General features: G+C 67.4%; 22 protein-coding genes. 11 read left to right on the plus strand and 11 right to left on the minus strand.

Going from position 1 to position 20,060, the window contains the following annotated elements:
* The first annotated feature begins 17 nt into the window (after positions 1–17).
* From ACFWUR_RS10750 to ACFWUR_RS10765, 4 genes are read left to right on the plus strand one after another with little or no spacing between them, the layout of a single operon-like run.
* The gene (locus ACFWUR_RS10750; protein WP_378905200.1) at positions 18–1,226 is read left to right on the plus strand and encodes an ABC transporter ATP-binding protein; all 1,209 of its coding nucleotides are present in this window, start codon (positions 18–20) and stop codon (positions 1,224–1,226) included.
* The gene (locus tag ACFWUR_RS10755; protein WP_378905203.1) at positions 1,223–1,420 is read left to right on the plus strand and encodes a hypothetical protein; all 198 of its coding nucleotides are present in this window, start codon (positions 1,223–1,225) and stop codon (positions 1,418–1,420) included. The genes ACFWUR_RS10750 and ACFWUR_RS10755 overlap by 4 nt, the downstream gene beginning before the upstream one ends.
* A complete protein-coding gene (locus ACFWUR_RS10760) occupies positions 1,417–2,313 on the plus strand; it encodes a 2-aminoethylphosphonate ABC transporter permease subunit (protein ID WP_378905206.1) in 897 nt (298 codons plus the stop codon). Before ACFWUR_RS10755 ends, ACFWUR_RS10760 begins: the two co-directional genes overlap by 4 nt.
* Before the next feature lie 2 nt (positions 2,314–2,315).
* The gene (locus tag ACFWUR_RS10765; protein WP_378905209.1) at positions 2,316–3,113 is read left to right on the plus strand and encodes an ABC transporter permease; all 798 of its coding nucleotides are present in this window, start codon (positions 2,316–2,318) and stop codon (positions 3,111–3,113) included.
* 99 nt (positions 3,114–3,212) lie between these two features.
* On the opposite strand, the gene ACFWUR_RS10770 is transcribed toward ACFWUR_RS10765, so the two are convergent.
* The 5 genes from ACFWUR_RS10770 to ACFWUR_RS10790 form a co-directional block, all read right to left on the minus strand.
* Complete coding sequence (locus ACFWUR_RS10770; RefSeq protein ID WP_378905212.1) at positions 3,213–3,977, minus strand: glucose 1-dehydrogenase; 765 nt, start codon at positions 3,975–3,977, stop codon at positions 3,213–3,215.
* 46 nt (positions 3,978–4,023) lie between these two features.
* Positions 4,024–4,152, minus strand: coding sequence for a hypothetical protein (locus ACFWUR_RS10775; protein WP_378905215.1), 129 nt, complete (start codon positions 4,150–4,152; stop codon positions 4,024–4,026).
* Between the two features lie 67 nt (positions 4,153–4,219).
* Entirely contained in the window at positions 4,220–5,065 is an 846-nt protein-coding gene (locus ACFWUR_RS10780) for a helix-turn-helix transcriptional regulator (RefSeq protein ID WP_378905218.1), read from the minus strand.
* Positions 5,066–5,177: 112 nt separating this feature from the next.
* Positions 5,178–5,831 carry a hypothetical protein gene (locus ACFWUR_RS10785; protein WP_378905221.1) on the minus strand — a complete coding sequence of 218 codons (654 nt, stop codon included), beginning with the start codon at positions 5,829–5,831 and terminating at the stop codon, positions 5,178–5,180.
* 245 nt (positions 5,832–6,076) lie between these two features.
* Positions 6,077–7,444, minus strand: a complete 1,368-nt coding sequence (locus tag ACFWUR_RS10790; protein ID WP_378905224.1) for an FAD-dependent oxidoreductase — start codon at positions 7,442–7,444, stop codon at positions 6,077–6,079.
* Positions 7,445–7,593: 149 nt separating this feature from the next.
* Here ACFWUR_RS10790 and ACFWUR_RS10795 point away from each other — a divergent pair, with 149 nt between their 5' ends.
* On the plus strand, positions 7,594–8,157 hold the full coding sequence (locus tag ACFWUR_RS10795) for a TetR/AcrR family transcriptional regulator (protein WP_378905227.1): 564 nt from the start codon (positions 7,594–7,596) through the stop codon (positions 8,155–8,157).
* A 187-nt stretch (positions 8,158–8,344) separates the two neighbouring features.
* Here the strand turns inward: ACFWUR_RS10795 and ACFWUR_RS10800 are convergent, their stop codons facing one another.
* The gene (locus ACFWUR_RS10800) at positions 8,345–8,662 is read right to left on the minus strand and encodes a hypothetical protein (RefSeq protein ID WP_378905230.1); all 318 of its coding nucleotides are present in this window, start codon (positions 8,660–8,662) and stop codon (positions 8,345–8,347) included.
* 215 nt (positions 8,663–8,877) lie between these two features.
* On the opposite strand from ACFWUR_RS10800, the gene ACFWUR_RS10805 reads away from it, so the two are divergent.
* Complete coding sequence (locus tag ACFWUR_RS10805) at positions 8,878–9,885, plus strand: hypothetical protein (protein ID WP_378905233.1); 1,008 nt, start codon at positions 8,878–8,880, stop codon at positions 9,883–9,885.
* Here the strand turns inward: ACFWUR_RS10805 and ACFWUR_RS10810 are convergent.
* The gene (locus ACFWUR_RS10810; RefSeq protein WP_378905236.1) at positions 9,878–10,723 is read right to left on the minus strand and encodes an NAD(P)H-binding protein; all 846 of its coding nucleotides are present in this window, start codon (positions 10,721–10,723) and stop codon (positions 9,878–9,880) included. The genes ACFWUR_RS10805 and ACFWUR_RS10810 overlap by 8 nt on opposite strands.
* Positions 10,724–10,836: 113 nt before the next feature.
* Here ACFWUR_RS10810 and ACFWUR_RS10815 point away from each other — a divergent pair, with 113 nt between their 5' ends.
* Positions 10,837–11,445: a DUF4126 domain-containing protein gene (locus ACFWUR_RS10815; protein WP_378905239.1), complete on the plus strand. Its 609-nt coding sequence runs from the start codon at positions 10,837–10,839 to the stop codon at positions 11,443–11,445.
* Positions 11,446–11,499: 54 nt separating this feature from the next.
* On the opposite strand, the gene ACFWUR_RS10820 is transcribed toward ACFWUR_RS10815, so the two are convergent.
* On the minus strand, positions 11,500–12,510 hold the full coding sequence (locus ACFWUR_RS10820) for an LLM class flavin-dependent oxidoreductase (RefSeq protein ID WP_378905242.1): 1,011 nt from the start codon (positions 12,508–12,510) through the stop codon (positions 11,500–11,502).
* Between the two features lie 111 nt (positions 12,511–12,621).
* Between ACFWUR_RS10820 and ACFWUR_RS10825 the strand changes: the two genes are divergently transcribed.
* The 4 genes from ACFWUR_RS10825 (at position 12,622) to ACFWUR_RS10840 (ending at position 16,643) form a co-directional block, all read left to right on the plus strand.
* Positions 12,622–13,098, plus strand: coding sequence for a MarR family winged helix-turn-helix transcriptional regulator (locus tag ACFWUR_RS10825; RefSeq protein ID WP_378905245.1), 477 nt, complete (start codon positions 12,622–12,624; stop codon positions 13,096–13,098).
* 72 nt (positions 13,099–13,170) lie between these two features.
* Positions 13,171–14,598 carry a DHA2 family efflux MFS transporter permease subunit gene (locus ACFWUR_RS10830; protein WP_378905248.1) on the plus strand — a complete coding sequence of 476 codons (1,428 nt, stop codon included), beginning with the start codon at positions 13,171–13,173 and terminating at the stop codon, positions 14,596–14,598.
* An 81-nt stretch (positions 14,599–14,679) separates the two neighbouring features.
* Complete coding sequence (locus ACFWUR_RS10835) at positions 14,680–15,756, plus strand: class 1 fructose-bisphosphatase (protein ID WP_378905251.1); 1,077 nt, start codon at positions 14,680–14,682, stop codon at positions 15,754–15,756.
* Positions 15,757–15,767: 11 nt separating this feature from the next.
* The gene (locus ACFWUR_RS10840; RefSeq protein ID WP_378905254.1) at positions 15,768–16,643 is read left to right on the plus strand and encodes a phosphoribulokinase; all 876 of its coding nucleotides are present in this window, start codon (positions 15,768–15,770) and stop codon (positions 16,641–16,643) included.
* Positions 16,644–16,662: 19 nt separating this feature from the next.
* Here the strand turns inward: ACFWUR_RS10840 and ACFWUR_RS10845 are convergent, their stop codons facing one another.
* From ACFWUR_RS10845 to rpe, 3 genes are read right to left on the minus strand one after another with little or no spacing between them, the layout of a single operon-like run.
* Positions 16,663–17,352 carry an HAD-IA family hydrolase gene (locus ACFWUR_RS10845; protein ID WP_378905257.1) on the minus strand — a complete coding sequence of 230 codons (690 nt, stop codon included), beginning with the start codon at positions 17,350–17,352 and terminating at the stop codon, positions 16,663–16,665.
* Entirely contained in the window at positions 17,349–19,364 is a 2,016-nt protein-coding gene (tkt, locus tag ACFWUR_RS10850) for a transketolase (protein ID WP_378905260.1), read from the minus strand. The genes ACFWUR_RS10845 and tkt overlap by 4 nt, the downstream gene beginning before the upstream one ends.
* A complete protein-coding gene (gene rpe, locus ACFWUR_RS10855) occupies positions 19,361–20,059 on the minus strand; it encodes a ribulose-phosphate 3-epimerase (protein ID WP_378905263.1) in 699 nt (232 codons plus the stop codon). Before rpe ends, tkt begins: the two co-directional genes overlap by 4 nt.
* Between the last annotated feature and the right edge of the window lies 1 nt (position 20,060).

Here is a 20,060-nt window from a genome sequence, read left to right on the forward strand (position 1 = left end):
ATCCAAGGGAGTTGACGATGTCCGACGGTGACGTCCAGATGAAGTCCGCGATTTCGGTGGCGGCAACCACCGAACCCGCGATCGTGTTCGACCGGGTCGGGGTCAGCTACGGCAGGGGCCGAAAGGCCACCGTCGCGCTGGCCGATTTCACCCTGCGCGTCGCCGTCGGCGAGACAGTCGCGCTCCTGGGCCCGAGTGGGTCGGGCAAGTCGACCGCGCTCAAGGCGTTGGCCGGTTTCGTCCGGCCCACCTCGGGCGCGGTCCGCCTGGCCGGTCGCGACGTCACCGATCTCTCGCCCGCCGAACGCGGAATCGGTGTCGTGGTGCAGTCCTACGCGTTGTTTCCGCACATGACCGTCCACAACAATGTGGCCTTCGGCTTGAAATCGCATCGGGTGCCACGCGCCGAGACCGCCGCGCGAGTCGCCGAGGCGCTCGACATGGTCGGCATGGGTGGATACGCGAAGCGACTCCCGCGCGAGCTGTCGGGGGGCCAGCAGCAGCGGGTGGCGATCGCGCGCGCACTGGCCATCAAGCCCAGCGTGCTCCTGCTCGACGAGCCACTCGCCGCGCTCGACGCGCAACTGCGCCATTCGATGCTCGGTGAACTGCAAGCGTTGCGCAAAGCGCTGCCCGACACCGCGATGCTGTACGTCACCCACGATCAGGCCGAAGCACTGGCACTGGCGGACCGGATCGCGGTGATGCGTGATTCCCGGCTCGTCGACATCGACACCGCCGAGAACCTGTGGCAGCGCCCGCCCTCCGACTTCACCGCCGGTTTCCTGGGTGGCGCGAACCTGGTGCCGTGCACGGTCGACCACGTCACCGGCACCGCCGCGCTGGTGACCGCGGGCACCAGCACCCTGCGCGCGCAAGCGCCGCGACCTGGTGTGGGACTGGCTGATTGGGCACCCGGCGACGACGCCCAGCTCTGCATCCGCCCGCACACGATCACCATCGGCAAGCCCGGCGACCGCGACGCCCTGCGCGCCACCGTCCTCACCTCGGTGTGGCGCGGTGCGTCGACCCGCGTGGAACTGTCCGTCGACGGTCTCCCCGGCGACCTCGCCGCCGACGTGTCAGGCCACTTCACCACCGCGGTCGGATCCGTTGTCGGCGTGCGGCTGCCGGACCCGGCGGGAGTACTGATCGCTCGCGCGGTGACTGGAAGTACCGCCGAGATAGGCGGTTCCGGTGCTGAGTCGCGAGGGGACACGCTGTGAGTGGGACTTCGGCGCTCTCGGGCACGCTGCCGAGGAACGGGCACGGCGATCCTTCGGGTGCGCTGTCGGACGAACTCGCCGGCCACGAGGCACGCGGGACCGGCGCCACCGACTTCGTCGAACGCCGTGGGGGGTGGTCGAGCTTCGTGACGGTCCCGTCGAACTCGCTCGGCACCAGTGGGGTACCGCGGTGAGCGCCGTCGTTCTCGACCGGCCGGACATCTCCCCGCCGTCGAAGGACCCGGCGCCGCGCCGGTCGTGGTTGCCGATCCTGTGGACGCTGCCCCCGGTGCTCGTGGTACTCGGGATCGCGGGTTATCCGATCCTTCGGGTGCTCACCGAGTCGACGCAGACGCCGACCGGGCGCGGTACCGAGGTGTGGACCTCGGTACTCGGGTCCGAGGCGTTCCGGGAAGCGTTGTGGCGCACAGTGTCCATCGCGGTGTGCGCGACCGCGGGCTGCTTGGTTCTCGGTACGTTCCTGGCGGTGGTGCTCGCGTTCGTACCGTTCCCCGGATCAGGTCTGGTCGGCCGTCTGATCGACACGATCCTGACGCTGCCCTCGTTCCTGATCACTCTCGCCTTCACCTTCCTCTACGGGACGGCGGGCGCGGTGAACGCCCTCATCGCCGAATTGACCGGCGCCACAACACCGGTCATCGATTTCCTGACGACGCCGCTCGGGGTGATTTTGGCCGAGATCACCTACTTCACCCCGTTCGTGGTGCGTCCGGTGCTGGCCGCGTTCGCGCAGATGCCGCGCGAACAGCTCGATGTGGCGGCGAGTCTCGGCGCGTCGCCGTGGCGGGTGCTGCGTCAGGTGGTGCTGCCCGAGGCATGGCCCGCGCTCGCCGCGGGCGGCAGCCTGGTGCTGCTGCTCACGCTCAACGAGTTCGGCATCGTGTTGTTCACCGGCGCCAAGGGTGTCATCACGCTGCCCGCGCTGATCTACACCCGCGGCATCGTCACCTTCGACCTGCCCGGCGCGGCGGTCCTGGCCTCGGTGCAGGTGCTGCTCTCACTGAGCCTGTATCTCGTCTACCGGTTCGTGTTCGCCCGCTTCCTCGCCCGCCCGAAGGGGGACTGATCGTGCTCGTCTGGACTCCTCGCGGAAAAGTGCTGGTGCTCGGCGTATTCGCGCTGGTGGTCGCGGTGGTCTTCCTCGCCCCGATCGCCACCGTGATCGCCGCCGCGCTGGCGGGCAGCTGGACCGGCCCGCTGCCCTCGAATCTCGGCTTCGCCAACATCGGCAACGCGTTGAGCGGCGAGCAGGCCGCCAGCCTCTCGGTGAGCCTGCAAACCGCCCTGCTCGCCGGCGCGATCTCCCTGTTCCTCGGTACCTGGGCGGCCCTGGCCTCGCGCGAAGCGCCCACCTGGTTGCGCCGTCTCACCGACGCGGTCTTCCACCTCCCGGTCGCCGTCCCCTCGGTAGCGGTCGGCCTCGGCGTCCTCATCGCCTTCAACGAGCGCCCCCTCCTGCTCGGCGGCACCAAGTGGATCGTCATCGTGGCCCACACCGTCCTGGTCCTGGCCTACGCCTTCAGCGCGGTCTCCGCCGCACTGGACCGACTCGACCCCGCCTACCGGCAAGCCGCCGAATCCCTCGGCGCGGGCCCGGTCCGAGTCCTGTGCCAGATCACCCTGCCCCTGCTGCTACCCGCCCTCGGAGCCGCCGCCGGCTTGGCAGTTGCCCTGTCGATGGGTGAACTGGGCGCCACGATCATGGTCTACCCCGCCACCTGGAAGACGCTGCCGGTGAGCATCTTCGCCCAGACCGACCGGGGCGAGGTATTCGACGCGGCGGCGGGCACCACGGTGCTGGTGGTAGTCACCTTGGTCGTGCTCGTCGTCCTCGGGCGGGTGCGCGGACGTGCCGCACTGCGCTGATCCGCCCGCGCTGAGCGCACACTGTTCGGCCGAATGGTGCGAATCTCGACCGAAAGTCGAAGTTGTGAACGCTCAGCGCGGTCCCGGGCGCGCTGTCGCTCACACGAACGCCCCAGCATCGACAGCGGTGAGCCCACCATCGACACGCAGGTCGTGACCGTTGATGTACCCCGCCTCGGCCGAGGCCAGGAATGCCACGGCTGCGGCGACGTCCTCGGAACTACCGACCCGGCCTGCAGGGGACAAGCGCGCAACCCCGAGTCGGGCGGCGTCGGAGAGTTCGGCGCGGAAGGCGGGGGTGTCGATGTAGCCGGGGCTCACCGAGTTCACGCGGATGCGTCGAGAGGCCAATTCGGCGGCGAGCGTGCGGGTCAGATTGTGGACGGCGGCCTTGCTCGCGGAGTAGAGGGCCGCGCCGGAGACGCCGCGGTGCAGGCCGAAGGAGGCGTTGATGACGATCGCGGCGTGGTCGGACAGCAGGGGCAGAGTCTTCTGGACGGTGAAGAATGCGGCCTTGAGATTGCTGGCGATCACCTGATCGAAGAGGCTTTCGGTGACCTGATCCATCGGCTGGAACGAGCCGATCCCCGCATTCGCGAACAGCAGATCCAGGTGCCCGAAACGATCGGCGACCGCCGCCGCGAGGGTGTCGATATCGCCGAGATCGGTAGCGTCACCGGCGATTCCGTGCGCCTGATCGCCGAGCTCGGCGACGGCCGCATCGAGGCGGTTCCTGTCGCGCCCGGTGATCACGACCCGAGCACCTTCGGCGATCAGCCGGTGCGCGGTAGCCAACCCCATCCCGCTGCTGCCACCGGTGATGAGCGCGGTCTTGCCATCGAATCGAGAACTGTTGGGCGTCATGGTTCGAGCCTGGGTGATCGTCTGCCGGGCAAACAGTGCGCAGTTATCAGGGGTGCATCAACACCAGGCTCGATGACCGCTGGTCCATGCGCTCGAAGCTGGTCGCGACGATGCTGGTGGCCTGTTCCCAGCCTGCCCCGAACACGGTGAACCATTGCTCGAATTCGCGGGTCATCCCACCTGGACCTGCTCTTTCGCGTGGCGTCGAAGTCTGCGGGGTGACAGCGGCGGCGCCGTGCGGGTCAGGCAGATTCGGTCAGCCGCAGTCGAGACAGCTGGGTGAGGCGCTCGGCGGTGTCGGTATCAGGCTTCGGGTTGTACAGCACCAGCGACCAATTCGGGTGGTCGGCGACGGTCAGGGTTGTCGCATCGAAGAACAGATCACCGATCTCGGGGTGGTGCAAGGCGTTCACCGCCTGAGCGGGGATGTCCACCTCGTGGCGGCCCCACATGTCCGCGAACTCGGAATCCGCGGCGGCGAGTTCACTTGTCACACGCTGGAATTCGTCATCGTGCGGGGCCAGGGCCGCGTCGGCCCGGTAGGCGGCGACCACGCCGGGCGCGGCCTCGGCCCACAGTGCGGGCAGTGCTCGATAGCGGGCGCTGGTGAAGAAGGTGACCAGGCAATTGTGTGGCTCGCCGTCCTCGCACCCGAACACCCGACCCGCAAGAGCGTTGAACGCCAAGATATTCCAGTACCGATCGCGCACCACGGCGGGCCCACGCTCCCACCCGTCGATCAGCGCCCGGATCTGCGCGGTCACCTCCGTCGACGACCCACTGGCAGGCGGCGGATTGAGCCCGGCCAGCAAATACAGATGAGCCCGCTCGGGTTCGCTCAGCCGCAACACCCCCGCCACCGCATCGAGCACCTCACCCGACACCGTGATGTCGCGCCCCTGCTCGAGCCACGTGTACCAGGAGACCCCGACCCCGGCCAGCATCGCGACTTCTTCGCGCCTGAGGCCGGGCGTACGCCGGCGACCCACTACCGGCAGGCCCACCTCGTCCGGACCGATTCGCTCCCGCCGCGACCGCAGGAAATCGCGCAGCTCCTCGCGCCGCCGAGCAGATGCCGCACTGACCATGAATCCAAGGTAACAACGTGCGGAGTCGGGACGCCGTGGAAGAAGGTTTCAGGCGCGAGCCCGCCACCCTGACGGTGCGATCGGCCCGGGTCGCGCTCACGCGCAGTTGTTGTCATCGAAGAACGCGGGCGCACAGTGTGGTCCTCATATGGGAGGACATCGGGCCTGTTCGGTCGATGGTGATGGCGGTGTCGGAGTTCGGGAAGTCCTGTTGGCACCAGGACATCGAGGCGATCCCCACCACCTCGACCTGAGCTCGTGGATCGGTGCACAGCGTCAGTTCGAGGTCGGCGCGCGAGTCGTCGATCCAGGTTTCGGATTTCGTGTTGTACAGACATTCCCCGACCTTGGCGCTGCCCGCCCACCGGGTCGGTGGTGGCGGTGGTGTCGTCGTCGGTCCGAGCGCCCAGGCGGGGATGGGGGTTTTGGGCGGCGCGGGCAGCTTCGGATTGATCGCACTGTAGATCGCCGACGCCACCAGTGCCGTGGCGGCGATCGGGACCGCGAAGCCGATGACCTGCCAGCGTCGATAGAGCGGCTTGCCCGGTGGCATCGGCGGCCACGGGTGATTCTCGGGCGCGCTGAGCGCACCGATCCTGATCCGATGGTGCAGATTCGCCAGCATCATGACGGGATTGATCAGCAACGAGTATTTGCCCCACCATCCGCGCCACAAGCTGTCCGCGGTGAGATCGCGATACGTCGTCAGCCCACAGTCACGACAGAACGGACCGTCGACCTTGATGTTGTGTGATGTGAGAAGCATCCCGCGGTGGCCACGGAGCGCAGCCTGCGCAGCCGGGACCGCGCCACAGTGACGGCAGCGCACCGGGTCGCTGAGATGACGAGAACTGTTCGAGGACAACGGGACCCGATCTGCGAATGGTGGAACAGGGTCCCGCCGCGATGATGATGCAGCGATCGTAGCGCCACGTCTGGACCGCGAGCGAGAGCGAGTGAATCGGAATGGGCGAAGTCGTCGTAGATCATCTGCCGCGCATGGACTCTCGATTATCGGCGGGCCGCTGTCAGCAGGCCGCCGAGGCTGTCCAGTGCCGCGCGGGCATTGGCGATTCCGATGCGGGCGGCGATAGTGGGCGTGCACAGCGCGCTGGGTTTGTCGACGAGTCCCATCACCCGGTATAGGGTCGTCGCGACCACGGTGTCGCGTTCGGCGGCGATCAGGACCGGGTCGAGTGCCGCGACGGCGGCTCGGACCGGCAACGAGGCACTGGCGCCGACGTGTGGCATGGCGCCGTCGGCGATCACCGTGAGTTGCCAGGCATTGTCGATCTCGGGCGTGACCGCCTTGTAAAACCGTGCGGCGAGGTGTTTTTCACCCCGAGTGAGACATTCGCGCAGCACTGCCATCTGGATCGCGGCGACTGTCATGCCCTGGCCGTAGACGGGGCTGAAGCTGCACAGGCTGTCGCCGACCGCGAGCAGGCCCTCGGGGAAGCGGTCGAGCCGCTCGTAGCGGCGGCGCAGGTTGGCCTTGTATCGGAAGGTCGAGATGTCACCCTGCAGTTCGCCGTTCTGCACGGCATCGAGTACGTCGGGCGGGGCGATCGCGGCGGCGAAGTCGAGGAATCCTGTCCGGTCCCTCGGTGGTTGTTCGCCGTCGTGGCCGATCAGCGTCAGGATGTGGCGGTTACCTTCGACGGCGAACAAGGCGAGGGCACGCGGGGGCAGATCGCGGACGCCGATCGTGACGAGCTTGTCGTGGGGCAGCGCGTTGGGTGGCAGCTGGATGTAGGCGCTGCGGTACACGATGTCGATCGCGGTGCCTTCTTCGGCCGGGCGGTCGTAACCGAGCTTGTCCAGCCATGAGGGGACGACGCCGGCGCGACCCATCGATGCCACGACCAGATCCGCGTCGATGGTTTCGCGCGTGCCGTCCGAGCGGTCCAGGATCGCGACACCGGTTACCCGCGTGCCGTCGGCGCTGACAACGGGTGCCCCCGCATCACATCTGTCGCGGATGACGACGTTGGACAGCGACTGGACTCGCCTGCGGAGGTGATGCTCCAGGTGCGGTCGACTTGCCTGAAACGCGCTGTGCCCGGTCGATACTCGCTTGAGCGTGCGCCCGGCCATCGTGAAGCGGACTTCGGACAGCGCATCGCATTCGACCACACCGCTTGATCGCATGTCCTGCCCGAACCCTGGGAACAGTTCCTCGATGATGTCCTTGCCCCGAGGCAGCAGCCCGTGGACGTGGCGCCCCTGCGGGACGCCCTTTCGCGCCTCGGAATCCGGGAGCAGCGCATCGCGCTCGATCACCGTCACTGTCGAGTAGGCCTCGCTGAGCACCCGGGCGGCCAGTAGCCCGCCGATGCCCGCGCCCAATACGACCGCGTGATTGCCGATTTTCCGCATGCGATACCTCCGAACATCGGTGTTCCGAGCCCCGCGTTCGGATCGAATCGAGAACCCTCGCTGAGACTGAATGAGAATATAGTCTCAGTGTTGGCTCGACCGCAACCGGCCGTCACCTCGTGGATCCAGGAGCATGCAGAATGGCGGGCATGACCAACGCGACACAGTCGTCCTCGTTGCTCGTGGACACCGCCTTGGCGATGATGGCCGAGACCGGTCTGGATGATCTGACGCTGACCGCGGTCGCTCGCCGGGCGGGCGTTTCGCGCGCGACGGTCTACCGTGAGTTCGGAGACAAGAACGGTCTCATCGCAGCGGTCAGCAGAATCGAGGTAGCACGCATGGCGAGCGCCGCCTACCTGGAGATCGATATGTTCGCTCCGGTACGCCAGTTGGCCAAAGGCGCTGTGGTCTTCGCCATTCCCTACCTGCGCCGACACCCCGTGATCGCCCGGCTGCGCGACCACGAGCCGGCATGGCTGCTCGATGTCGCGATCGAACACGGGGGGTCGCAACTCAACCTGATCGACACCGTGGGCGCCTTCATCGCGCCGCTACTGGCGGCCCGCGACGACAGGGAATCACTCGTGGTTACCCCGGCGCAGGCGGCCGAGATCGCCGTCCGTGCCGTACTTTCGCATGTGCTGATCGAACGCAGCAGCCTGACCGACGAACAGGTCGGCGACGCGGTAGCTCGCGCCGTCAGCCGCTAGTGGATCCCGGACTGATACGCATCATCTCATTCGTATCAGTGGTGGACCCCACCTCGTTCGGACCGGTCCCGCTCCCCGGCGCGCCCGCAGGGATCGCGCCGCCGAGCAGATGCCGGACCTGCCATGAAAACCGAGGTAACAAGGTGGGGAGCCGGGTGTCGCTCGATATCGGACTTCGGTCGAACCGCTACGCCTGGATGACCTCGATGTTCACCATCGCGTTCAGGGAATCGCAGCTCGCCCAGGACTGGTTCTGCCCGTACTGCGCGGGGCCGTACTTCCAGTAGACGAACGGAACGGGCCACGCGACACAAGTGAGCTTCACCTGATGCCAGGTCGGCAACTCGCAATTGGCCATTCCACCGGTATTGAAAATGTTGTAGACGTGACAGTTGGCCTGCCATACCGGTACGTCGGCCTGGGCTACGCCGCCGCCGGCGAGCACCGCGGCACCAGTCGCGGTGGCAACAAAGGCACTAGCAGCGAGTTTCTTCGCAGAAAGCATGTCGAACCTCCTGAATCGATGTTGTCTGAAAGATCGCTGAGTAATCGAGAATGTTACTCGGACCACAGGTGGCGGTGAAAAAAAGAGCGTCCTGGGCTGGTGTTGATCTGTGCCTTCGGCCGAACGGGGCGTTGGTTCGCGGTGCATTCGGGATGGTCGAAATGCGTTTGCCACTATTGTCAGAATTCGGTTCACGGTTCACCTATTCTCACGTCATGACAGCGTGGATCGAGGTCTTGACAGCGCTCACCGCCGGTCCCGACCTGCCTCTCCGGGGCACGATCAAAGAGATAGCTCCTGCTGATCGGACCGAAGGTTTCGCCGCGGTCGGGATGGCACGTCCAATGCTGGTCGTCGCCCGTGACGGGTGCCGGGTGTGGCGGAGCGGAGACCGGCTCCGGGTCGAGCACGAAGACGGACGGCCGATCTTCGTCACCGATGCGATCCGGGCGTGGGATTTCACCGAGGATCCGCAACGCCCCCGCGTCGGCCCGCCTGACCGCGTCCACTACCTCGGGCCGACACAGTTCCTCCTGCGGCGACGCGACGCTGCGCAGTGGTCCGGTGACGAATTCACCCGACCCACCGGTCCGGTGGAAGAAGCCGAATTCGGCGGCCGGGCGTGCTGGACGGTCGAGTTGGCCCCGCCTCCCGGAAAGCCTCAGCCGCTGCGGATCTGGATAGACATGGGGTCGGGGCAGATGCTCGGATACCGGGCGGAGCAGGCCGGCGTGGGGGCGCAGTTCGTCGATCTGGTGGTGGGCGAGCCCATCGACGACGCACGGTTCGTGTGGGACGGGCCGGTGTACACACCGGAGCAACACCAGCGGATTCTCAGAGCTCGACACGAGTCGGTCAAGCGTGCGCAGGCCGACTGGTTCGCCGAAACTGTCACTGCCGCAACGATGGTCGTTCGTGTGCCGGTCGACTTCACTCCGGACGCCGTGCCGTTGCGTGATCTCGATTCGGGCGCATTCGACGCGATGAACCAGCGCACGATGCTCTCCCGCCGCCCACGTGGGGAGCAAGGATGGACTCCACGCTGGGGCGCGCCGCATTACGTCTGGTCCACCCCGGCCTGGGACTGGGCGGCCGGCGTCATCGACGCCGATCTCGACGACGAGGCGGTTCGCCACCTCCAGCAGATCTTGCACCCCGACGAGCCGATCGACCGGCAGCGGCGAATCGACTCACCTGGGAGCAGGTCACACCGAACTATTTGAACGCGAAGGCATTTCGTCGAGCCCAGTCCGCGAAGGTGTGCGGCGCGCGGCCGAGCACTCTTTCGACATCGGGTGAGATGCGTTGCTCCTCGGGTGTGGGCGCGCCGAGGATGGCCAGCGTGGTCTCGACGACGGGTTCGGGCATGAAGGCCAGCATCTGTGTATAGGCCTGCGCGCGGGTCTGTTCGACGAACCGCAGCGGTTCGCCGAGTGCCGCGCCGAGGTCTTCGGCTCGCTGGCGAGGTGTGCTGAGCGCCGGACCGGTCAGCGTGTAGATCTGTCCGGCGTGGCCGTCCTCGCGCAGCGCGGCGGCGGCGACCTCGGCGATATCGGATGGATCGACCACCGGCAAGCCGACCTCGGCGAACGGCGCCGCGACGGTGCGTTCGGCACGGGCCGACTCCGCCCAGGCGTAGGCGTTGGAGGCGAAGGCGCCGGGCCGCAGAATCGTCCACTCCAGCCCCGATCCACGGACTGCCTCCTCGAAAAAGTGTCCCAACTGTCCGTGTGAGGCCGATTCGGGGCGGGTGGCGACGCCCTGCGACGAAAGCTGCACAACTCGTTGGATACCAGCGGATTTCGCGAGCTCGAGCAGGGTGCGGGGATCGATCAGGTGCGCACTGGTGCCGGTGTCGTGCAGGAACAGCGCGGTCGCGCCCATGAAGGCGGGGGAGTGGGTTTCGGGCGCGGTGAGATCGGCGCGCTGGTGGCGCACGCCGGCCGGTAGTGGGGGATCGGTCGTACCGCGGGACACCGCGACTACCTGCTCGCCCGCTGCGGCAAGGGTGTGCACGAGGGCGCGTCCGACATTTCCGGTCGCTCCGGTTACTACGATCACGTTCGTTCCTAAGTTAGTTGGCTGACTAACAAGAATGTAGCCGACAACTCGGTGACCTGTCCACTGCTCCTCGGGTGCGCCTCGATGTCGGTGAGCCGGTTTACGCTGGGAGAGTGTCGGTGCTCCCTTTGATCTTCACCGCGGGCTGGGCCAGCGGTATCAACGCGTACGCGGTGGTGTTCCTGCTGGGGCTGTTCGGGCGGATCGGGTGGGCCGGCGACGTGCCGCCGGGGTTGCAACGCACCGATGTGCTCGTCGCCGCCGGCGTGTTGTTCCTGATCGAGGCGGTCGCGGACAAGATCCCTTATCTGGACTCGTTCTGGGACGCGGTGCACACTGTGGTTCGACCGGCGTCGGGTGCGATCGTCTCGGCTCTGATTGCGGGGCAAGATGATTCGCTACCCACGATGTTCGCCGCGGCAGTCGGCGGGACGACCGCGTTGCTCAGCCATATCGTCAAAGCGGGCACCCGGATGGCGATCAACACCTCCCCGGAACCGGTCACCAATATCGCGATGAGCACCGCCGAAGACCTCGGCGTCGGCGCGATCATCACCCTGGCGGTGTTCTTTCCCGTGCTGGCGGCGGTGATCGCCGCGATTCTGTTGGCCATCGGTTTGTGGGTGGTCTACCAGTGCGCCAGCCGGATTCGCCGCTATCTCCGTCGGCGGCGAGAACGCCGCGAGGCGCGGACCGTCGGCAGCGGTCCCGCGCTCGAATAGGCCGCCGGCTCGGTCGGCGATCGGAGCCCCGCCCGATCGCCGTTCGACGAAATCTCACCGCACGTGCGGCGCCACCTTCGTGCCCAGCAGGTCGATGCTGTGCAGCACCTGTTCGGGCGGCAGTGTCCCGACGCTGGTGTGCAGCATGAAACGGTCCAGGTCGAGGGTGTCGCGGACCTCGGCGATCTTGCCTGCCACAGAGTCGGGGTCGCCGACGAACAGCGAGCCACGGCGCGAGCGCATCGCGTCGAACTGTTCGCGCGACATCGGGCCCCATCCGCGTTCCCGGCCGATGACCGACATCGCCAGTGCGTACGGCGCGTAGAACTCGGCGACAGCCCGGGCGTCGGTGTCGGCGACGTAGCCGTGCGCGTGCACCGCGACCGGTTGCCTCTCGTGTCCGCCTTCGGCGAGTGCCCGGTGATACAGCTCCACCAGCGGTTTGAACCGCGCGGGCTCACCGCCGATGATCGCGATGGCAAGGGGTAGGCCGAGCAGCCCGGCGCGGATCACCGATTCGGGGCTACCGCCGACCGCGATCCATACCGGCAGCGGGCGATCGTCGGTGCGCGGATACACCGTCACGTCCTGCAGCGGCGCCCGGAACCGGCCCGACCAAGTGACCGGATCCTCCTCGCGCACACGCAGCAGCAGTGCCAGCTTCTCCTCGAACAGCGCGTCGTAGTCGGCCAGGTCGTAGCCGAACAGCGGGAACGACTCGGTGAACGATCCACGTCCGGCCATCAACTCCGCGCGCCCGTTCGACAGCCCGTCCAGCGTCGCGAAGTCCTGGTACACGCGCACCGGATCGTCGGAACTCAGCACGGTGACCGCGCTGGTCAACTGGATGCGCTCGGTCCGGGCGGCGGCGGCGGCCAGGACGACGGCGGGGGAGGACGCGGCGAAATCCTGGCGATGATGTTCGCCGACGCCGTACACATCGAGTCCGGCGGCCTCGGTCGCGACGGCCTCGTCGACCACCTGACGCAGCCGCTGAGCAGCGGTGGGCGCCGGCCGGTCGCCGGTGGGGTACAGCTCGGCGAAGGTGGTGAGCCCCAGTTCCATGTGAACCTCTCTTCGGAAGGCAGTTCTCCTCTAAACGGACCATGGTCCGATAACATTCCCCGGCGTTATGGATGAATGCGGATTATCTATGACGAAACTATAGTGAGCGGTATGACCGCTCTGGCGACGACGCGCACCGAACCCGATCTGTCCTTCCTGCTCGACCGCACGAGTCATGTCCTGCGCACGCAGATGGCGGCCGCGCTGGCCGACATCGGCCTGACGGCCCGCATGCATTGCGTCCTGGTGCACGCACTGGAAGCCGAACGCACGCAGGCCCAGCTCGCCGAGCTCGGCGACATGGACAAGACGACGATGGTCGTCACCGTCGACGCGCTGGAGAAGGCGGGCCTGGCCGAGCGGAAGCCGTCGAGCGCCGACCGCCGCGCGCGCATCATCTCGGTGACTCCGGCGGGCGCGAAACTCGCCGCGCGCAGCACGAAAATCGTCGATGGAGTCCATCGGCGCGCGCTCGGTTCGCTGCCGAGTGTCGAGCGTGAATCTCTGCTGCGCGCACTGAATCACCTGGCGGAAGGGCATTTGTCGACGGTGGTCGAGACAGCGACGGCGCGTCGTGCCCGGCAATAGTCCGTTATAGATTGTCTGTTACGGAACTATCTAGTACGGTCTCTCTTGTTGGCTTTCACCAGGAGATGACCCATGACGAAGTCCCAGCGCACCGCCCTCGCGGTGCTGTCGGCCGCGATGCTGATGACAATCCTCGACGGCAGCATCGTGACCGTCGCCATGCCCGCGATCCAGCAAGACCTCGGCTTCTCGCCCGCCGGTCTGAGCTGGACCGTGAACGCCTACCTGATCGCCTTCGGTGGTCTGCTCCTGCTGGCTGGCCGTCTCGGTGACCTGATCGGTCGCAAGACGATGTTCGTGGTCGGCAATATCGTCTTCACCGCCGCGTCGGTGCTGGCAGGAGTGGCCACCGGTCCCGCCGTGCTGGTCGCGGCGCGATTCCTGCAGGGTGTCGGCAGCGCGATCGCCGCCTCGGTGGTGCTCGGAATCCTGGTGACGATCTTCACCGAGCCACGCCAACGGGCAACGGCCATCGGTGTTTTCAGCTTCACCGGTGCCGCGGGCGCCTCGATCGGGCAGGTATTGGGCGGCGTGCTCACCGACGCCTTGAACTGGCACTGGATCTTCTTGATCAACGTGCCGATCGGCGTGGTGACCGTGCTCGTCGCGCGGAAAGCGCTGCCGGGCGACCGTGGTCTCGGCTGGTCCGCCGGTGCCGATGTACCGGGCGCTGCCCTGGTCACCGCGGGTCTGATGCTGGGGATCTACACCGTTGTCGAGGTCGAACGTTACGGCTGGGCCTCGGCGCACACGCTCGGTCTCGGTGCGGCGGCCGCCGCCTTGCTCGCCGCCTTCGTCATCCGTCAGGCCACCGTGGCGAATCCGCTGTTGCCGCTGCGAATCCTGCGTTCTCGCACGGTTTCCGGCGCCAATGTGGTGCAGATGCTCACTCTCGCCGCCATGTTCGCCTTCCAGATCATCGTCGCGCTCTACCTGCAGAAGGTGCTGGGCTACAGCGCCTCGCAGACCGGCTTGGCCATGCTGCCCGCCGCGGTCGCCATCGGCGCGGTGTCACTGTTCGCCTCCGCCCGCCTGATCACCCGTTTCGGCGAGCGGGCCGTGCTCATCGCCGGTCTGGTCCTGCTGCTGGCCGGGATGTCGTGGCTGACACGGCTGCCCGTCGACGCCGGCTACGTCATCGACGTGCTGCCGGTGATGGTGGCGGTCTCCGGTGGCGGGTTGGTGCTGCCCGCGCTCACCGCACTGGGCATGTCGGGCGCCGAAGCCGACGACGCGGGCCTGGCCTCGGGGTTGTTCAACACCACCCAGCAGGTCGGCATGGCGATCGGCGTCGCGGTCCTGTCCACCCTCGCCGCCGCCCGGACCGGTACCGAACTGGTTGCGGGCGCGTCCGAGGCCGTCGCCCTGACCAGCGGCTACCGGCTGGCCTTCGCCGTCGCGGCCGGACTGCTCGCGGCGGCCCTGGTCGTCAGTGTCACTGTGCTGCGGCGCGATCGCACCGCGGACGCCCCGGTCACCGAGGTGGTTCCCGCCTTCTGAGCTGCGAATCGTCGGGAACCACCCCCGCGATTCACCCTCCGGGTGGATGCCCACCCGGGGGTTCGGTGGTGTCCTCGAACGATGCTGACCGATCGCACGACGTTGACCCAATTCCTCATCGAAGAGCGCCGCCGCCATCCCGATTCCAGCGGTGAACTCAATTCCCTGATCCTCGATGTCGCGCTGGCCTGCAAGGCGATCTCCAAGCGCATCGCCTCGGGCGCGCTCACCGGTGTCCTCGGCGGCGCCGGGGTGGTGAACGTGCAGGGCGAGCAACAGCAGAAGCTCGACGTGGTCGCCAACGACCTGTTTCTGCGCGCCAACGAATGGGGCGGGCAGCTGGCGGGCATGGTGTCGGAGGAACTCGACGATCCCTACCCGATCCCGCCCCACTATCCGCGCGGGAAGTACCTGCTCGCCTTCGATCCGCTGGACGGCTCGTCCAACATCGACGTGAATGTCGCTGTGGGCAGCATCTTCTCGATCCTGCGCGCACCGACGCCCGGCGCACACGCAGCCCGGGGCGATTTTCTGCAGCCCGGCACCGACCAGGTCGCCGCGGGCTACGCGATCTACGGTCCCGCCACGCAAGTGGTGCTCACCGTCGGCACCGGCGTGCACGCGTTCACGCTCGATCCCGAGCTCGGCGAGTTCTTCCTGACCGGGCAGAACCTGCGATTGTCCGAGTCCACCTCCGAATACGCGGTGAACAGCTCCAATCGTCGCTTCTGGGAACCGGCCGTGCGCCGCTACATCGACGAATGTCTGGCGGGCGCGACGGGCCCGCGCGAGAAGGACTTCAATATGCGCTGGGTGGCGTCGCTGGTGGTCGAAACCCATCGGATCCTGACCCGCGGCGGGGTGTTCCTGTACCCGCGCGATTCGAAGGATCCAGCCACAGCGGGCAGGTTGCGGCTGCTCTACGAGGCCAATCCCATCGCCTTCCTGATCGAGCAGGCCGGCGGGCTCGCCTCCACCGGCCGCGAGCGGATTCTCGAGGTCGCCCCCACCGAGCTGCACCAGCGGATCGCGTTCATCTTCGGTTCCCGCGACGAGGTGGCTCGCATCGTGGATTACCACGCCGAAGCGGCCGAGGAGCCCGACGGGCAGTGGAGTCCGCTGTTCGGTCTACGCGGTCTCTACCGTTCCACCATCTGAGAAGGAGAGCCATGTCCGCCAAGCACCCAGTCGTCGCGATCACCGGATCATCCGGTGCCGGAACAACATCGGTGATGCGTACCTTCGATCAGATCTTTCGCAGGGAGGGCATCGACGCCGCGTACGTCGAGGGCGACAGCTTCCACAAGTTCGACCGCGTGGGAATGAAGGAGGAACTGGCGCGGGCACTGTCCGAGGGCGACCACACCTTCAGTCATTTCGGGCCCGAGGCCAATCTGTTCGAAGAGCTGGAGAAGCTGTTTCGCGGGTACGGGGAGAACGGCACCGGGCGAGTGCGCAAGTACCTGCACGACAAGGAGGAAGCCGCGCCCTACGACCAGGATCCCGGCACGTTCACCCCGTGGGAGGACATTCGTCCCGGAACCGACCTGCTGTTCTACGAGGGCTTGCACGGTGCGGTGGCCGACGAGCAGGTCGACGTGGCGCAGTACGCGGATCTGCTCATCGGGGTGGTGCCGGTGATCAACCTCGAGTGGGCCCAGAAATTACACCGCGACAAGGACAAGCGCGGCTACTCCACCGAGGCGGTGACGGAGACGATCCTGCGCCGCATGCACGACTATGTGAACTTCATGTGCCCGCAGTTCTCCCGCACGCACGTGAACTTCCAGCGGGTGCCGGTGGTGGACACCTCGAATCCGTTCGTCGCCCGCACGATTCCGACGCCGGACGAATCGATGCTGGTGATCCGGTTCGCCGACCCGCACGGCATCGACTTCCCCTATCTGCTGTCGATGCTGCACGACTCGTTCATGTCCCGCTCGAACACGATCGTGTGCCCGGGCGGGAAGATGGACCTGGCGATGCAGCTGATCTTCACCCCGATGTTGCTGCGGCTCATGGAACGTCGGGGCCGCACACGCTGAGTCGGGTTCGGCGACCACCTCACACGAGGTGGTCGCCGAACCAGGTCACCAGCTCCGGGTCGTCGAGCCCGTCGGCGACGAGCACCGCCGCCGACAGGTCGTCGGCGCGTGTGTAGGCGTTCTGCGCGGCCACGCAGCGCAGTCCGGCGGCGACCGCGGCTCGGACGCCGTTCGCCGAATCCTCCACGGCCACTGCCTGATCAGCGGACAAGCCGGTCTGGATCAGCACGTCCAGGTACACCGCGGGGCTCGGTTTCAAGACGGGCACCTCCGTGCCGGTGGTCACGGTGTCGAACGGATCACCGAAGGCGTGCCGCAACAGCGGCTCGACCCAGGCGCGGGTGCCGGTGGTCGCCACGTGCAACCGAATACCGCGCGACTGGAGCAGCTCGATCAGCTCCCGTGCGCCCGGCCGGGCCCGGATGTGCCCGTCCGTGGCCATCTGGCGCATGATCCGGGTTTTGCTGCGGTGCAACTGTTGTGCGAGCTCGCGGGCTTGCCCGGTGGCCGTGCCGTGTTGTTCGAACCAGTACGCCAGCCGTTGCGCGCCGCCGGCGATCTTCAGCAGCTCGCCGTACTCCTGCACCTCCCAGCGGTCGGGGAGCCCCGCCTCGGCGAAGGCCGCATTGAAGGCCACCCGATGACCGTCACGTTCGCTGTCGACGAGGGTGCCGTCGACATCGAAGATCACTGCGCGCAGCGCGGTCATCGTGGCTCGTCGAGGTGTTCGCGGATCCGGTCGAGCACGGCGGCCACGGTGAACCCGTGCTCGGCCATGACCCGATCGCCCGGAGCGCTGTGCCCGAAGTCGTCGATGCCGATCGCCAGGTCGACCAGCCCCGCCCAGCCCGCGGTACTGCCCGCTTCGATGCTGACGGTGAGCGCCGAAGCGTCCGCGGTGAACAGCGAACGATCCAGTGCCGACACCACCCGCACCTCATGGCCTCGGGCTCGAAGCTGGTCGGCGGTAGCCACCGCCAGCGCGACTTCTGAACCGGTGGAGACGATCTCGATCGGGCGCGCAGTGGCGGACGGTTCGGAGGCGGGTGCGCCGAGTGCCCGCGCCGCAGGGGAGAGCCCGGCCGTAGCGCCGGCACTCCCGACGATTCGCGCGCCTTCGGCACCCATCGCACAGTCCAGCTGGGGCAGCGATTGCCGGGACAGAATCAGTGCGGTAGGACCGTCGACGCGGGTCAGCGCGAGTTCCCAAGCGAGCGCGGTCTCCACATCGTTCGCTGGGCGCAACACCTGCACCCCCGGGATCACCCGCAGCGACTCGATGTGCTCGACCGGCTGGTGGGTCGGCCCGTCCTCGCCGACCGCGATCGAGTCATGGGTCAGCAAATAGATCACCGGCTGCCCCATCAGCGCCGACAAGCGCAGCGCGGGCCGCAGATAGTCGGCGAACACCAGGAACGTACTGCCGAAGACCCGGAACCCACCGTGCAGGCTCATCCCGTTCAGGATGGCCGCCATCCCGAACTCACGAATGCCGAAAGCGACAGCGCTCGCGGTGAAGTCGTCGCGGGTCACCACCTCGCCACAGACGGTGCCGGTCGACCCGGCGAGGTCGGCAGACCCGCCCACCAACTCCGGCATCGTCGACCGCGCCGCGGTCAGGCACGCCTGCGAGGACTGCCGGGTGGCACGTGGTGCTTGCGCCGCAACGGACTCCAGCGCCGACAGTAGATCGGTGGGCAGCAGTCGCGCCCGTGTGCGCCGGAACTCGGCGGCACGCTCGGGCGCGACGGTGTCGAACGCGGCGAACTCCGCGAGCCAGCGCTCGTGCTGATCGCCACCGATCGCCGCCAGCACCGCACACGTCACCGCGACCTGGTCCGGCACAGCGAACGGCGCGAGTGTCCAGCCCGCGTGCTCTTTGGCCTGTGCCAAACGCTCGGCCCCCAGCGGTGAACCATGGGCATCGGAGGTGCCTGCGATACCGGGAGCGCCATGACCGATCACCGTGCGGACCGCGAGAAAGCTGGGCCGGGAATCCACTTTCGCGCGGGTCAGCGCGGCATCGATCGCCTCGACATCGGTCCCGTCGGCCACCACCTCGGTGTGCCACCCGTAGGCCGCGAACCGCGCCACCTGATCGTCACTACACGAACGCTCGACCGCGCCGTCGATGGTGATCTCGTTGTCGTCCCAGAGCACGATCAACCCGCCGAGCTCCGCATGTCCCGCGAACGAGGCGACTTCGTGGCTGACACCTTCCATCAAGCACCCGTCGCCGACGATCGCGTACGTGCGATGCCCGGTGATCTCCGGATACCGGGCGGCGGTCATCCGTTCGGCCAGCGCCATCCCCACCGCCATCGCCAGCCCCTGGCCCAGCGGTCCGGTGGTGCACTCCACACCGGGTGTGGCACCGAACTCGGGATGCCCCGGCGTCCGCGACCCCCACTGGCGGAACCGCCGCAACTCCTCCACCGGCAGGTCGTATCCGAACAGGTGCAACAGCCCGTACAGCAGCGCGCAGCCGTGTCCGGCCGAGAGCACGAACCGGTCCCGATCAGCCCACTCGGGATCGGCCGGATCATGGCGCAGATGCCGACTCCACAGCGTCCACGCCATCGGCGCCGCCCCCATCGGCATGCCGGGATGGCCCGACTGTGCGGCTTCCACCATGTCGGCCGCCAGGAAACGCAGGGTGTCGACCGCGAGTCGGTCGGTCTCCACCGACGGCACGAACGTCGGTTGCGCGATCTCGGTCATCGGGCAGCCTCTCGCTCGAAGGTGGCGGCGTCGCGCAACTGCTCGACCGCGGCCGCTTTGCCCTCGGGACAGCCGTACATCCACGATCCCGAGATGAAGACATCGGCGCCCGCGGCGGCCGCCCCACCGATCGTGTCGGCCGTGATCCCGCCGTCCACCTCGAGTTCGATGGGCCGCCCCGACTCGTGGATCATCCGGCGCAATCGCGCGATCTTCGGCTCCACGGCCGGAATGTAGGCCTGCCCACCGAAGCCCGGATTCACCGTCATCGCCAGCACCAGATCGGTTTCGGCCAGCACGTGGGCGACAACCTCGGCGGGGGTGTGCGGGTTCAGCGCGACACCGCTGCGCGCCCCGAGTTCGCGGATGCGTGTGAGCGTGCGATGCAGGTGAGTACAGGCTTCGGCGTGCACGATGATCAGCTCGCATCCCGCGTCGATGTAGTCGGTGAGCAGCGCATCGGGGTTCACCACCATCAGGTGCGCTTCGAACCCGACGGTGCTGTGCGAACGCGCCGAGGCGATGACATCGGGACCGAAGGTGAGGTTGGGGACGAACACTCCGTCCATCACGTCCCACTGGATCCGGTCGACGCCCGCCGCGCACAGATCGCGCACTTCCTCGCCGAGACAGGCGAAATCGGCGGGCAGCACCGACGGCACTATGAGCGGCCGACGAACTGAGAACTCCGGCATG

It is taken from the genome of Nocardia sp. NPDC058633 (genome assembly GCF_042717045.1).
In the GTDB taxonomy this organism is placed as follows: Bacteria; Actinomycetota; Actinomycetes; order Mycobacteriales; family Mycobacteriaceae; genus Nocardia.